Genomic DNA, 14,124 nt, shown 5'->3' on the forward strand with positions numbered 1-14,124 from the left:
GGCGCGGGCGGCGGGGCGAACAGCGGCGGGGCGGCCGGCGCAGGCGGCGGGGCGGCCGGCGGAGGCGGCGGGGCCGCGGGCGGAGGCGGCGCGCCGCCGTCCGGTGCCATCGGAAGGAACATGTGGTGGGTGAATCCGGCCTGGTAAGCGCCCGCACCTCCGACGTGCACGCCGCCACGCTCTCCGCTGGAGACAGATGTTCCATCCGGCAGCGTCACCGCGGTGTGGCCACCGTTCCAGCCGATGACTACGGCGTTGGGGGCGGTTCCATATTGGAAGCCGCGCGCCAGCAATGCGCCCTCTTCGTTTCCGGTGTTGAATCGACTCCCAAAAACGGGCCTATCAGCCGCTGCATTCGCAATCCACGACGCAAGTCCCGAGCAATCGGTACCGGCGGGCGAATCCCCGCCCGGAATATAAGGCGTGCCGGAGACCTGACTAATCAACGACATCAAAGTTGCAATAACGACCATGGGCAGCGAGGCTAGCAATAACAATTATCGCGAACCAAAATTTGTGGCGCACGTCATTCGCTCGGTGCCCAATGACGTGCGCCGCACGTAGAGCAAACTGATTACGCGTCGGTATATTTTCGGCAGCAAACTACCTGCGCTTCAGGGGTGTCGGCTTGTGGCTTCCCTCGGGCGATTCCCACCGATTGCCGGCTAAGCGGGGTCACGCCCTCGTTCGCTTTGCGCCGTCTCACGGTCGACGTCGGCCTGTTCCCGCTTTGCGCGGGCCTGCACGCGCTCGCTCCGTTCGTCGACCCGGTGTAGCCGCTCGCGTTCGCGTTCGGCGGCCGTGCCCTCGCGTTCGTCCGCCAGGCGCTCTCGTTCGTCTGCCACTCGCTCGCGGTCGTCCGCTATTCGCTCGCGCTGGTCGGCGACCCGGTCTCTCCTGCCGGCCTGGAATTCGCGTCGTCTCAGGTCTGCCTCGCGCTTGGCGAGGTCACCTTCACGCTCATCACGCGCGTCAGCCCGGCGTTCCCGCTCGGCGGGCGACTCGACACCGTTCTCTGCGGCCACAGCTCACCCTACCGCTGGGTGGCCGGGCATTCGAGCCACCGCGCGCCGGCCTGTCCCCTGGCGGTCAGCGTCCTTAAGTCAGAGCGGAGTCCATACCCCGTTGTTCCAGATTCCCCAGTTACCGGCGCCAGTCGGGTTCCACATCATTTGCGCCCCGGGCGCCCAGGCCGGCTGAGGTGGTTGCTGCGGAGCCCATGGCGGCGGAGGCCCCCAGGGCCCCCACCCCGCCGGGGCGGACGGCCCGCCAGGGCGTTGCCAGTCGTGGCACTGATGCCAGTCCCAGTCCGAGACGTTGCCCCAGGCTGGGTTCCACGGATCGCCCGGACACCAGTGACCGGTGGGTGGCCGAGCTGGGGCCGCCTGCGCGATGATGCCCCCGGGGAAACCCAGAGCGGACAGCGCAGCCGCGCCGCCCATCATCACGGTCATCGACCACCGCACCGCTCGCTTGAGAGTCGCCATCTCCTAAGGATTTCCCTGGACGAGGGTGCGGGCAAGTAGTAATCCGGGTTCGCGAGTGCCATGCTCACACTCCGAACTTGGCCCGCGCCTCCTCGGTGACCGGAGTGAACAGGTTGACCAGGTTTCCATCCGGATCGCGGAACAACAACGCGCGGTTTCCCCACGGCATCGTCGTCGGCGTCGTCACGACCTCGCCCACCTGCCCGCGGAGCCGCTCATAGTCGGCGTCCACGTCCTCGACGATGAACTCCAAGATGGCGCTGCGGTTCGCGGCGGCTTCGGCTGATCCGTCTCCAAACAACGGAACGGTCTTGTCGCTGCCTATCGCCAGCGTGCCGACCGGCGTCGGGATCTCGGCGAACAGCTCGTTACCCCAAATCGCCGAGACGCCGGTGACCATCTCGTAGAAACCCACGAGTTGCCCGACATCGGCCGTGATGATTCGGGTCGAGATGAACTTCATGCGGTCTCCCTCGGGGTCACACGGTGCGTGTCTGAGCCCCGAATGCTAACCGCAGCCTCCGACAACCCTGTCCGCCAATTACCTCCGCCAGCTCGGCCGACTCGAGGCGAAAGCACGAACCGCAATCAAACGACCAAGTTGTCGAGGCGTAGGAACTTTCGGGGCCGCGCCGACTCCCGATTTGGCTTCAGAGGCGCGCCCAGCCGCTATCCGATGGAGCCGGCGTTGCGCTTGTCGAAAAATTCCGTCCACGAGGCGACCTGGGGATTTTTCTTAAGCAAAGCCCTGCGCTGGCGCTCGGTCATGCCGCCCCATACACCGAACTCGACCTTATTGTCGAGCGCCTCCGCCCCGCACTCTCTCATCACCGGGCAGCGACGGCAGATGACCGTAGCCTCGCGTTGTTTGGCACCGCGCACAAAGAGTGCGTCCGGATCCGTCCCCCGACACAGCGCCTTCGAGACCCAAGCGCGGCCGTCCTCGGCTGCGGCGCCCGGCGTGTTCTTTACGAGCGCAAGATTTGTGGGCCGCGCGGCCCGTCTCTCTCCTGACAACGAGCTATTCCTTCGTCCAGGCCGGCCGGAAAATACGACCGCCTCACACCTGATACTGGGATGCGCGCCACATCGGCCCGGACGTGTGACTTGACCCATGCCTACGTTATGCGAATCGGTATCGATTGCGCAACCGGATTCTGGCACGGTCGTACCTTTTTGGGGTTGAAAGGCCGGCTAGACGTTGAAGCGGAACTCCACCACGTCGCCGTCGCAACTCGAACCAGATTCCTGATGCTTACTGCCGATCTGTCCTGACACGCTGACAGAATGCGGCTATGACGGCACCAGCAATTATCGGGCTCGGGCACTTGGACTTCACCGTGACCGACGGTGACCGAGCCATGCGATGGTGGGAGCAGGTTCTCGGTTTCAAGCTCCTCGCCGCCAACTGGGAGGGACCAGGATTTCGGGCATGGACGATGGCTCATCCCAGCGGCCTGGTTGTCACAGCTGTGATGCATGCTGAAGGCGACTCTTCGGCGTTTGACGAACACAAGGTCGGGCTAGACCACGTCGCGTTTCGTGTCGGAGACCTCGCCGACCTTGAAGTGTGGGCGACCCATCTCGACGCGCTGGGCGTCACCCACTCGGGCGTTCAAGACATTCAGGGAAATCGTGGTGGTCCGCTCATCGTCTTACGCGACCCCGACAACATTCAGATAGAACTGACCGCGGGCTGGCACCTGTCACAGGCCTAACGACATCGGTGCCAGAAAACCTTTACACGTTGAAACGGAACTCCACCACGTCGCCGTCGGCCATGACGTAGTCCTTGCCCTCCATGCGGACCTTGCCGGCCGCCTTGGCCGCCGGCATCGAGCCCGCGGCGATGAGGTCGTCGTAGGACACGATCTCGGCCTTGATGAAGCCCTTTTCAAAATCGGTGTGGATCACCCCGGCGGCCTTCGGCGCGGTGTCGCCCTGGTGAATCACCCACGCGCGCGCCTCTTTTGGGCCCGCCGTCAGATAGGTCTGCAACTTGAGGGTGTGAAAGCCGGCCCGCGCCAGCGCGTCTAGCCCACGCTCGGTTTGGCCGATGGACTCCAGCAGCTCGGCGGCCGACTCGTCGTCGAGCTCCTGCAGTTCGGCTTCGATCTTCGCGTCGAGGAACACGGCGTCGGCAGGTGCGACCATCGCGGACAGCTCGGCCTTGCGGCCATCGTCGGTCAGCACCGCCTCGTCGGCGTTGAACACGTACAGAAACGGCTTGGTGGTCATCAAGTTCAGCTCGCGCAGCAGGGACGTGTCGACACCGGCACCGAAGAGCGTCTTGCCCGAGTTCAGTACGGCCTTTGCGGCCACGGCCGCCTCGTGCACGGGCTTGCGGTCCTTATTGTTGCGGGCCTCCTTCTCCAGCCTCGGGACCGCCCTCTCCAGGGTCTGTAGGTCGGCGAGGATCAGCTCGGTCTCGATCACCTCGATGTCGGAGCCCGGATCGACCTTGCCGTCGACGTGCACGACGTCGTCGTCGGCGAAGACCCGCACGACCTGGCAGATCGCGTCGCACTCGCGGATGTTGGCCAGGAACTTGTTGCCCAGCCCGGCGCCCTCGGAGGCGCCCTTCACGATCCCGGCGATGTCGACGAACGTCACCGGCGCCGGCACGATCTTCTCGGAATCGAACATCTCCGCCAGCTTGTCCAGCCGAGGATCGGGCAGCGGGACGACGCCCTCGTTAGGCTCGATCGTCGCGAACGGATAGTTGGCCGCCACCACGTTGTTCCGGGTCAGCGCGTTGAACAAGGTCGACTTGCCGACGTTGGGCAAACCCACTATTCCCAGGCTCAGGCTCACGGGGAACCAAGTCTAGGGGTCTTGGCGGCGGCCGGCCCCGGGGACCATTGGTCGGTGCCGACGATGCACCGGGCATGGCACGCCCAGGATCCCTATGAGGTATTTACGGGCCTTTCGGCCCATTCCCGGTACGGTCTACATGTGTCAGCACAGCGGGCAAGTTCGACGGTGGAGGGTGCGCACCGTTCGATCCACCCAAATATCCCAGGCGTCCCCTGGTACGCAGCGCTGCTCATCGCCGTCACCGCGACCGCCATCGGCTACGGCATCGACGCTGGTCACAAGGAGCTGACCCACGTCTTCGCCGGCTTCTATATAGCCGGCTGCGTGGCGGCGGTTTTGGCGGTGCGTCAGGACGGCATCTTCACCACGATCATCCAGCCGCCGCTCATCCTGTTCGCCGCGGTCCCGGGCGCCTACTGGCTGTTCCACGACGCCAAGGTCGGCCGCCTCAAAGACCTGCTGATCAACTGCGGCTACCCGCTGATCGAGCGCTTCCCGCTGATGCTGGGCACCGCCGGCGCCGTGCTGACGATCGGGCTGGCTCGCTGGTATTTCGGAAACGGCTACAAGAAACACACCACCGCGAACGCCTCCGAGGACGCTGCGGGGCCCGCTGGTGTCGACGTCAAGTCCTTCTTCAACGGCATCGTCGCCAAAGCGCAGTCGGCGCTGCAGTCCGACGACGACGTGGACGACGCCGACGACACCGCCGATTCCCGCCGCGGCCGCAGATCGGGCTCTTCGCCGAGGACCCGCGGCACGGCACGCACCACCCGCTCCACCACGCGTTCGGCACGCACCCGCTCCCGGCATTCGCGGGAGCCCCTGGGCGATGCGTCCGAACAACTGGAGCGACCCGAGCGTCCACGGCGCAGCACCCGCCGCAGCGCCGCGTCGGCCCGCGACTCCGACGCCACCGAGCCGCCGCGGCGGTCGCGTCGCCGGCCCCGGCCGGACGGCGATCCCGATCCCCGTGGCCAAGCGCCCCGGGAAGCCCGTCGCGAACCGCGCACACGGCGCAATCCGTACGAGCGGCCTACCCCGCGGAACAGCCGTTTCGACGGTTTCGAGCCCTACGGCGACAGGTATGACCCGCCGAGCGGCACGAATTACGGAAGCCGCTATGAGAGCCGTGAGCCGTACCAGCCGTCCTATGAACCGAGGCGCCGGCGACCCCCCGCAAACGGCTCCGGCGGGACCCATCACCCCATCTCGCAGGTCCGCTACCGGGGCGCGGGCGCGCAAGACCCGCCGCGCGAGCCACACACCGAGCGCCGCAGCCGCTCGCGGACGCCCGGACGGCCGCCGGCCGAATCTTGGGAGTACGACGTCTAGTGATGATCGCAAGCGCGGCGTAGCCGGGCGCAACGGGTCGTCACCATCATCTGAGGCGCTGCGCGGCCTCTAGCGAACGGACCGGATCTCGCGCGGCAGCGCGAACACCAGGGTCTCCTGCGCGGTCGTGACCGGCTGCACCACGTCGAAGCCGCACTCGGCGAGCCGCGCCAGCACGCCCTCCACCAGGACCTCGGGGACCGACGCCCCCGAGGTGACGCCCACGGTGGTGACACCTTCCAGCCACGCCGGGTCGATGTCGTCGGCCCAGTCGACCAAGTGTGCGGCGGCGGCCCCGCCTCCCAGCGCCACCTCGACCAGCCGCACCGAATTCGATGAGTTGCGGGACCCGACCACGATCACCAGCTCACACTCCGGTGCCATCGCCTTGACCGCGACCTGCCGGTTCTGGGTCGCGTAGCAGATGTCGTCGCTGGGTGGATCCTGCAGCTTGGGGAAGCGTTGCCGCAGCCGCTCGACGATCTCCATGGTCTCGTCGACCGACAGCGTCGTCTGCGACAGCCACACCACTTTGTTCTCGTCGCGCACCGTCACGTTGTCCACGGCGGCGACCCCGTCGACCAGCTGCACGTGGTCGGGCGCCTCACCGGCGGTACCGACGACCTCCTCGTGGCCCTCGTGGCCGATGAGCAGGATGTCGTAGTCGTTGCGAGCGAATCGCCTGGCCTCGTTGTGCACCTTGGTCACCAGCGGGCAGGTCGCGTCGATGGTGTGCAGCTTCCGGTCGGCGGCCGCAGCGTGCACAGTGGGGGCGACACCATGCGCGGAGAAAACCACGATGGCGCCCTCGGGGACCTCGTCGGTCTCCTCGACGAACACGGCGCCGGCCTTCTCCAGGGTGGTGACGACGTGGCGGTTGTGCACGATCTCGTGACGCACGTAGACCGGTGGGCCGTGCTTTTCCAAGGCGCGTTCCACGGTCTCCACAGCCCTGTCCACGCCCGCGCAGTACCCGCGCGGTTCGGCCAGGAGCACTCGCTTACGGACTGGGTCGCTGGCTACCGTTCGCACCGCGCCGGGAATCCCCATGTCGATAGTCGGCGGCATGGGGTCCAGGGTACTGACTGCCGACACGGGGTTGCCAGCTCGCGACGGTGGGCTTGGAGTTAGCCGCCGCGTAGGGCAATCTTGGACCCATGGGCACTGCACCGTATGGAGTTCGGCTGCTGGTCGGCGCGGCAACCCTCGCCGTCGAGGAGACCATCAGGCTGCCGAAAACCATCCTCATGTACCCGATGACACTGGCCAGCCAGGCTGCGCACATCGTGATGCGGTTTCAGCAGAACCTCGCCGAGCTGGCAATCAAGGGCGACAGCACCCTTGAATCGATCTTTCCGCCCAGGGATGAGAAGCCGGAATGGGCGACCTTCGACGAGGACATGAACAACGCGATTGACAACGCCTACAGCCCGGCGCAGGACGGTGGCGAGGGCGAGCGCCGGGCCGAGGGCCGTTTCGCGCTGTACTCGGTGGCGGACGCGCACGAAGATGCCAGCGCGCTGACCAAGCCCGCGCGCCAGCCGAAGAAGCCAGCCGCCAACGCCTCGGTTCCGCAACCCGAGGTGGTCACCGAGCTGGACTACTCGTCGCTGACGCTGGCGCAGCTGCGCGCCCGTCTGCAATCGCTGAGCGTGGACGACCTCGAGGCGCTGCTGGCCTACGAGCAGGCCACCAAGGGCCGTGCACCGTTCCAGACGCTGCTCGCCAACAGGATCACCCGCGCGAACGCGAAGTGACCCCGGCCGTTACCTCCGAACCGAACTCCGCAGAGAACCCATTTCCGGTGCGCGCGGTGGCCATCCGGGTCGCGGGCTGGATCGACAAGCTCGGCACCGTCTGGGTCGAGGGCCAGCTTGCCCAGATCTCGATGCGGCAGGACTCCAAAACGGTATTCATGGTGCTGCGCGACCCGGCCGCAGACATGTCGCTGACCGTGACGTGCCCGCGCGACCTCGTGCTTGATGCGCCCGTGAAGCTGGCCGAGGGCACGCAGGTGGTGGTACGCGGCAAGCCGTCTTTCTACACGGGCCGCGGTACATTCTCGTTGCGGCTCAGTGAGATTCGTGCTGTCGGTGTGGGCGAGCTGCTGGCCCGCATCGATCGGTTGCGCCGGCTGCTGGACGCCGAGGGACTTTTCGATCCTCGACTCAAGCGACCGATCCCCTTCTTGCCCAACAGGATCGGATTGATCACCGGCCGAGCCAGCGCCGCCGAACGCGACGTGACCACCGTCGCGGCCGCGCGCTGGCCAGGGGTGCGCTTCGCGGTGCGCAACACCGCGGTCCAGGGCCCCAATGCCGTCGCCCAGATCGTCGAGGCGTTGGGCGAACTCGATCGCGACGCCGAGGTCGACGTCATCGTGATCGCCCGCGGTGGGGGGAGCGTGGAGGACCTGCTGCCGTTCTCCGACGAGACGCTGTGCCGGGCCATCGCGGCGTGCCGCACCCCGGTGATCAGTGCGGTCGGCCACGAACCCGACACCCCGCTGTGCGATCTGGTCGCCGATCTACGCGCGGCGACTCCCACCGACGCGGCGAAGAAGGTGGTGCCCGATACCGCCGCCGAGCAGCGGCTGATCGACGACCTGCGCCGGCGCAGCGCGCAGGCGCTGCGCAATTGGGTGTCCCGCGAGCAACGAGCACTGGCCCAGATACGCAGCCGCCCGGTGCTGGCCGAGCCGCTGGCGGCGTTGACGGCGCGGTCCGAGGAGATTCATCGCGCCCGCTCAGCGATTCGCCGCGACATCACCCGGCTGGCCGCCACCGAGGCCGAACGCGTCGGCCACCTGAGCGCTCGGCTAACGACGCTGGGACCGGCGGCCACGCTGGCCCGCGGTTACGCGGTCGTGCAGGCCATCGGGACGACGAACCGGGTGCTCCGTTCGGTCGGCGACGCGCCCGCGGGCACTCGGCTGCGGGTGCGGGTGGCCGACGGCGCCGTGGCCGCGATAAGCGAGGGACGAAGCGATGGCGCGTAAAAGCGACGGCGAGGACGACTCCACCACCCCAAAACAGGGCGAATCCATTACACCTATTAGTCACCTGGCTTATGAGGCGTGCCGGGACGAACTAGTCGAAGTCGTCCGGCTGCTGGAGCAGGGCGGCTTGGACCTAGATGAGTCGCTGAAGTTGTGGGAAAGAGGAGAACAGCTGGCTAAACGGTGTCAAGAGCACTTAGCTGGCGCTCGCAAGAGAATCGAGGACGCCCTCGCGGCGAGCGACGCCGAGGATGCGTGAAGTCTGGGCGCCGGGGGGCATGGTTGAAAATTTTGTTCCAAACTGGAACACGTTTCAGTTATGCTTTCGGCCATGGGTGATGCATCACTGACGGCCGAACTAGGCCGCGTCCTGGTCACCGGGGGCTCCGGATTCGTCGGCGCCAACCTGGTGTCCACCTTGCTCGACCGCGGACATCAGGTCCGCTCCTTCGACCGCGCGCCCTCCCCGCTGCCACCACATCCGCAGCTCGAGGTGTTGCAGGGCGACATCACCGACACGACCGTGTGCGCCCAAGCGGTCGACGGCATAGACACCGTCTTCCACACCGCGGCGATCATCGACCTGATGGGCGGCGCGTCGGTGACCGACGAGTACCGGCAGCGCAGCTTCGGGGTCAACGTCGGGGGTACCGAGAACCTGGTCCGGGCCGGGCAGGCCGCCGGGGTGCAGCGCTTCGTCTACACCTCGTCCAACAGCGTCGTCATGGGTGGCCAGAACATCGCCGGCGGCGACGAGACGCTGCCCTACACCAACCGGTTCAACGACCTGTACACCGAGACCAAGGTGGTCGCCGAACGATTCGTGCTGGGCCAGAACGGCGTTGACGGCCTGTTGACGTGTGCGATTCGACCCAGTGGCATCTGGGGCCGCGGCGATCAAACGATGTTTCGCAAGCTGTTCGAAAGCGTGATCGCCGGCCATGTCAAAGTGCTGATCGGACGCAAGTCGGCCCGGTTGGATAACTCATACGTGCACAACCTGATTCACGGTTTCATCCTGGCTGCGCAACACCTGACGCCCGGCGGCACCGCGCCCGGCCAGGCCTACTTCATCAACGATGCCGAGCCGATCAACATGTTCGAGTTCGCCAGGCCGGTGGTCGAGGCCTGCGGGGAGAAGTGGCCGCGGGTCCGGGTGAACGGCCCGATGGTGCGCGCGGCCATGACGGGTTGGCAGCGGCTGCATTTCCGGTTCGGGATACCGGCGCCGCTGCTCGAGCCGCTCGCCGTCGAGCGGCTGTATCTGGACAATTTCTTCTCGACGGCGAAAGCGTCTCGCGATCTCGGGTATCAGCCCCTGTTCAATACCGAGCAGGCGCTGTCGGAATGCCTGTCGTACTACGTCGAGATGTTCGACGAGATGAAACGACAAGCCTTGGCGGGCAAGGCTTCCGCCGCGCCGGCCGGCAGATAGCGGTAGAACCGATCGCCTAGCGAAAGCTCACCATCTCGCTGCCCCAGGCCGCCCGGATGTTGGCGTCGACATCATGCGCGAGGACGTCCCGGCGATCGATGATCATGCAGGAACGGTCGTCCGTATACGGCGTCCATTCCGGCTCACCGTCGGCGCCCGTGGGCGTGGCGTGCGCGGCGAAGTTTATCCATCGGGTCCGCACCCTCTTGGACACCGCCTTGGCGGCCTTGGTGCCGCCCAGCATCAGCGTGGGATCCTTGGGCGCACCGAGATTGCCCCAGACGTAAGGTAATTCGGTGGCGTGCGCGGCCCCGACCATTGTCAGCTTCAACAATGGGGTGGCGTAATCGAACCGGTACAGATACACCGGCGCCACGCGGGCGTGCCCCTCGGCGAGCCACACCGACGGCATCCTGAAGCCGACGTCCGTCGCGATGCTCAAACTGCGCGCCCGGCGCCGCAACCCCGAATACGTCGAGACGATCTCCTCTTCGGTGGGCAACTGCAGATCGGGTTGTTCGGCGGCGATCTGGTTGAACAACGACGTGATCGCCTTCGGAGTGATCGGCATCAGCGGCGACCTCAGCAACCGGAAGAGCATCGCCTCGTGCTTGTTGGTGCCGATGATCAGCGGGACCGGATGTGAGCGTCCCGCTTGCGCAACCTTGACCGGGTAGTCGGCCAGAACGTCGCCGTCGACGATCGGGACGAACGCCAGCCTTCCCGGGTTGCGCACCGGCACTTCGTCGAAGACCCGTTGCGACGCGGCCAGAATCGCCCGCATCGGAATATCCACGAGCCGTTGGGATTCCGACGGAGTGACCCCGAGCCGGTCGAGAAAGACCTGCGCCACCCGTCCCGCCCGTTCGCGGTCGTACACCGAAGTGGCCGGCGAGCTTTGCGCGATCGCCCGAGCGAACAGACCTTCGGCCGCAGGGCTGGCCAGCAGCGTGGTGACGATACCGGCCCCGGCGGACTCGCCGAACAGCGTGACCCGCTGGGGATCGCCACCGAAGGCGGCGATGTTGTCGCGCACCCACTCCAGCGCCGCCAGCACGTCGCGCAACCCGACGTTCGAGTCGAAACGCGGGCCTGCGGTGTCCCAGGATGACAGGTCGAGAAAGCCAAGCACCCCGAGCCGATAGTTGACGGTCACCACGACGACGTCGCCGTGGCTGACCAGTCTGCGGCCGTCATAGAGCGTCTGGCTGCTCGAGCCCAGGACGTAAGCGCCGCCGTGCACCCACACCATCACCGGTTTGGCGTCACCCGGCTTGGTGTCAGAAGACGCCCAGACGTTGAGCCGCAGGCAATCTTCGCCCTGCGGCGCGCCCAAATCCAATGGCAGGTTGGGAAATATCGGTTGCGGGCACGCCGGCCCGAAAGCGGTGGCGTCAGCAACCTCGGTGCATCGCGCGGGCGGTTGGGGCGCACGGAACCGCAGCTCGCCGACCGGCGCGGCCGCATACCGAAGGCCCTTCCACGCCCTGACGCCGTCGGCTTCGGCGCCCCGGACCGGGCCGTAGTTGGTTTCGACCACGAGGTCGTCGATTGCCATGCGCGTGCGAAATCTCCTGGGGAACCTAGAAAAGGCGTTGCGTGAGGAACTCGACGACTCGCTTGCGGGCTTCGTAGGCGGGGTGGCCGTCGACTTCGCGGACCTCGTCGGTGAGCACCGAATGCGCCATCTTGCCGAAGCCGTGCTGATTGCCGGGGCTCGAATCGATGTCGATCACCTCGAAGGCGTCGCCGAGGCGCTCCTTGAGCGTCGCGAACCGCTCGCGGGGCACCGCTTTGTCCTCGCTGAACCGCAGGCCCATGGCGCACAGCCCGTCGTTGGTGCACCGATCTGCGACGGCGGCCAGCTCTGATTCGCTCAGACCGGGATCCCGGCGCCGCGCGGCGCCCAGCGGAAACGGGACCGACGGCTGCGAAAGCACCGGCGCGAGCACGCTGTCGTCGACCGCGGCCGCCAGTGCGAACCCGCCTGTGAAGCACTGGCCGATCACGCCGACGCCCCTGCCCGGCGTCGATGCGTTGAGATCACGCGCCAGCGCACGCAGGAACAGCGACACCGGTCGCTCCTTGTTCAGCGCGAATGCCGCGAATTCCCGTGCCACACATGCCCGCCCGATGGCGCTGGCGATGTAGCCGGCCGTCTTGGCCTTCCCCGGCTCGCCGAACAGTGACGGCATGGCGACGGTGAAGCCGTTGTCCACCAGGTGATTACCCAGGGCGAGCACGCCGGGATGGATTCCGGGAATCCCGGGAATCAGCACCACCCCTGGACCGCTGCCCTTGCGATAGACGTCATGGGTGTATCCGCCACCGCTGAATGGTGCCGGCGACCATCCGGACAGATCAGCCTCTGGCGCAGTCATGTCGACAGGATCCCCTTGCTCGCGCGGTGAGCTAGCGGCTCGGCAACGGCGGTTGCGATTGCGTCGCCGACGCCAGCGTACGGAACTGATCGGTGTTTCCGGCGCCGGTTATCGCAATCTGGGTGGCACCGCCCGCAGCGTTGAGCCGAGTCGTCCATATCGGCTCGGCGTCCGCGCCGTCTTGCCCGGAACCTTGATAAACCACCCAGCTGGTTCCGTCCACGTCGACCGCTCCGGTCGGGTAGGCCGAGGGATGAATCGAATTGACGAGCTTGTCCTCGTCGGCGTTGCTCTGGGTCAGGCTCAAATACATCCCGCTCGGACTGATGTAGCCGACGACCGAGATGGGCGCGTTCACCCGTTGACCGCTCGCCGGGTCGGTCCGTCCGCCCTGGATGCCACCGCGGCGGCCGGAGTTGGCCTGCCAGCCGGCGGGAAGGCGCGGTTGCCGGACCGGAAAGCCGAGCGCGGACGCGTCGGCACGCAGGGCCGCGCCGGCGTCATACGACGGGACTGGACCCTGGTGGCTGCCCAGCTCAAAGGAGCACATGCCCAGCATGCCCGCCAGCACAACGCACCCGATGACCAGCGGAATCAAAGACCAGAACATGTCCCGGCCGTCCTGCAGCAGCCGCGGCTTGGCCGGCCGTGGAGCCGGCCCAGCCTGCGGAGACGGCACGCCGGCCACGTTCCCATCAAGCTGGGCATTCAGCGGCGGCTCCTCCGTCATCCCCCGAGTATCCCAGTTCCAGCGGACCGATCCGCTTCTGGGACAATCGACAACCATGACAGTTGAGGGCGACCGCTCGACCTCCGCCTCCGGCCGAGCCTCAGCGCAGAGTCGACCGCGCGGAGAGGCTCCGGACCGCAACCTGGCTTTGGAACTGGTACGGGTCACCGAGGCCGGTGCGATGGCCGCAGGTCGCTGGGTTGGACGGGGCGACAAAGAGGGCGGCGACGGGGCGGCCGTCGACGCGATGCGCGAGCTGGTCAACACCGTGTCGATGCGCGGCGTCGTCGTCATCGGCGAGGGCGAGAAGGACCACGCTCCGATGCTCTACAACGGCGAGGAGGTCGGCAACGGCGACGGCGCCGAGTGCGACTTCGCCGTGGATCCGATCGACGGCACCACGCTGATGAGCAAGGGCATGCCCAACGCCATCTCGGTGCTGGCGGTGGCCGACCGCGGCGCGATGTTCGACCCGTCGGCGGTGTTCTACATGAACAAGATCGCCGTCGGGCCCGATGCCGCGCACGTGCTCGACATCACCGCGCCGATCGGCGAGAACATCCGGGCGGTCGCCAAGGTCAAGGCGCTGTCGGTGCGCGACATGACCGTGTGCATCCTGGACCGGCCGCGGCACGCCAAGCTGATCGAGGACGTGCGGAAGGCCGGCGCTCGGATCCGGCTGATCACCGACGGCGACGTGGCCGGCGCGATCTCCGCGTGCCGACCGGGCTCGGGCACCGACATGCTGGCCGGCATCGGCGGCACGCCAGAGGGCATCATCACCGCCGCGGCGATCCGCTGCATGGGTGGCGAGATCCAGGCGCAGCTGGCACCCACGGACGACGCCGAACGGCAGAAGGCCATCGACGCCGGCTACGACCTCGACAAGGTGTTGACCACCGAGGATCTGGTGTCCGGCGAGAACGTCTTCTTCTGCGCCA

At 66.9% G+C, this 14,124-nt stretch carries 17 protein-coding genes; 7 read left to right on the forward strand and 10 right to left on the reverse strand.

The features are described from left to right. From A5652_RS26385 to A5652_RS28315, 5 genes are all read right to left on the reverse strand, one after another. Nucleotides 1–473 (reverse strand): glycoside hydrolase (locus A5652_RS26385; RefSeq protein ID WP_082983765.1); only part of this gene is annotated, 473 nt, incomplete at its 3' end. Nucleotides 474–665: 192 nt separating this feature from the next. Continuing rightward, complete coding sequence (locus A5652_RS04000) at nt 666–1,025, reverse strand: hypothetical protein (protein ID WP_067346874.1); 360 nt, start codon at nt 1,023–1,025, stop codon at nt 666–668. Nucleotides 1,026–1,103: 78 nt separating this feature from the next. Further along, the gene (locus A5652_RS26390; RefSeq protein WP_082983763.1) at nt 1,104–1,487 is read right to left on the reverse strand and encodes a hypothetical protein; all 384 of its coding nucleotides are present in this window, start codon (nt 1,485–1,487) and stop codon (nt 1,104–1,106) included. Between the two features lie 64 nt (nt 1,488–1,551). Beyond that, nucleotides 1,552–1,950: a VOC family protein gene (locus A5652_RS04005; RefSeq protein WP_067346877.1), complete on the reverse strand. Its 399-nt coding sequence runs from the start codon at nt 1,948–1,950 to the stop codon at nt 1,552–1,554. 206 nt (nt 1,951–2,156) lie between these two features. Then, nucleotides 2,157–2,504 carry a WhiB family transcriptional regulator gene (locus A5652_RS28315; RefSeq protein WP_067346879.1) on the reverse strand — a complete coding sequence of 116 codons (348 nt, stop codon included), beginning with the start codon at nt 2,502–2,504 and terminating at the stop codon, nt 2,157–2,159. A gap of 278 nt (nt 2,505–2,782) precedes the next feature. Between A5652_RS28315 and A5652_RS04015 the strand changes: the two genes are divergently transcribed. After that, complete coding sequence (locus tag A5652_RS04015) at nt 2,783–3,205, forward strand: VOC family protein (protein WP_067346882.1); 423 nt, start codon at nt 2,783–2,785, stop codon at nt 3,203–3,205. Nucleotides 3,206–3,227: 22 nt separating this feature from the next. On the opposite strand, the gene ychF is transcribed toward A5652_RS04015, so the two are convergent. Continuing rightward, the gene (ychF, locus tag A5652_RS04020) at nt 3,228–4,301 is read right to left on the reverse strand and encodes a redox-regulated ATPase YchF (RefSeq protein WP_067346885.1); all 1,074 of its coding nucleotides are present in this window, start codon (nt 4,299–4,301) and stop codon (nt 3,228–3,230) included. Between the two features lie 141 nt (nt 4,302–4,442). On the opposite strand from ychF, the gene A5652_RS04025 reads away from it, so the two are divergent. After that, entirely contained in the window at nt 4,443–5,639 is a 1,197-nt protein-coding gene (locus A5652_RS04025; RefSeq protein ID WP_197513740.1) for a DUF6542 domain-containing protein, read from the forward strand. A gap of 69 nt (nt 5,640–5,708) precedes the next feature. Here A5652_RS04025 and A5652_RS04030 read toward each other — a convergent pair whose 3' ends face one another. Further along, complete coding sequence (locus A5652_RS04030; RefSeq protein ID WP_067346887.1) at nt 5,709–6,707, reverse strand: 4-hydroxy-3-methylbut-2-enyl diphosphate reductase; 999 nt, start codon at nt 6,705–6,707, stop codon at nt 5,709–5,711. A gap of 89 nt (nt 6,708–6,796) precedes the next feature. On the opposite strand from A5652_RS04030, the gene A5652_RS04035 reads away from it, so the two are divergent. The 4 genes from A5652_RS04035 to A5652_RS04050 are packed head-to-tail and all read left to right on the forward strand — an operon-like array spanning nt 6,797 to nt 10,072. Next, nucleotides 6,797–7,396 carry a lipid droplet-associated protein gene (locus A5652_RS04035; protein WP_067346889.1) on the forward strand — a complete coding sequence of 200 codons (600 nt, stop codon included), beginning with the start codon at nt 6,797–6,799 and terminating at the stop codon, nt 7,394–7,396. After that, complete coding sequence (gene xseA, locus A5652_RS04040; RefSeq protein ID WP_067346891.1) at nt 7,393–8,637, forward strand: exodeoxyribonuclease VII large subunit; 1,245 nt, start codon at nt 7,393–7,395, stop codon at nt 8,635–8,637. The genes A5652_RS04035 and xseA overlap by 4 nt, the downstream gene beginning before the upstream one ends. Continuing rightward, nucleotides 8,627–8,896 (forward strand): exodeoxyribonuclease VII small subunit, encoded by a 270-nt coding sequence (locus tag A5652_RS04045; RefSeq protein ID WP_067346894.1) that lies wholly within the window; start codon nt 8,627–8,629, stop codon nt 8,894–8,896. The genes xseA and A5652_RS04045 overlap by 11 nt, the downstream gene beginning before the upstream one ends. Nucleotides 8,897–8,956: 60 nt before the next feature. After that, on the forward strand, nt 8,957–10,072 hold the full coding sequence (locus A5652_RS04050; protein ID WP_067346896.1) for an NAD-dependent epimerase/dehydratase family protein: 1,116 nt from the start codon (nt 8,957–8,959) through the stop codon (nt 10,070–10,072). A 16-nt stretch (nt 10,073–10,088) separates the two neighbouring features. Here A5652_RS04050 and A5652_RS04055 read toward each other — a convergent pair whose 3' ends face one another. Genes A5652_RS04055 through A5652_RS04065 form a run of 3 tightly spaced genes read right to left on the reverse strand, consistent with a single transcriptional unit; the run spans nt 10,089 to nt 13,183 of the window. Further along, the gene (locus A5652_RS04055) at nt 10,089–11,630 is read right to left on the reverse strand and encodes a carboxylesterase/lipase family protein (protein WP_067346898.1); all 1,542 of its coding nucleotides are present in this window, start codon (nt 11,628–11,630) and stop codon (nt 10,089–10,091) included. 25 nt (nt 11,631–11,655) lie between these two features. Then, entirely contained in the window at nt 11,656–12,453 is a 798-nt protein-coding gene (locus A5652_RS04060; protein ID WP_067346901.1) for a dienelactone hydrolase family protein, read from the reverse strand. A gap of 31 nt (nt 12,454–12,484) precedes the next feature. Continuing rightward, on the reverse strand, nt 12,485–13,183 hold the full coding sequence (locus A5652_RS04065) for a DUF4245 domain-containing protein (protein WP_067346904.1): 699 nt from the start codon (nt 13,181–13,183) through the stop codon (nt 12,485–12,487). 55 nt (nt 13,184–13,238) lie between these two features. Between A5652_RS04065 and glpX the strand changes: the two genes are divergently transcribed. Then, nucleotides 13,239–14,124: class II fructose-bisphosphatase (gene glpX / locus A5652_RS04070; protein WP_082983766.1), on the forward strand; the 886-nt coding region annotated here is incomplete at its 3' end.

It is taken from the genome of Mycobacterium sp. 1165178.9 (assembly GCF_001673555.1).
In the GTDB taxonomy this organism is placed as follows: domain Bacteria; phylum Actinomycetota; class Actinomycetes; order Mycobacteriales; family Mycobacteriaceae; genus Mycobacterium.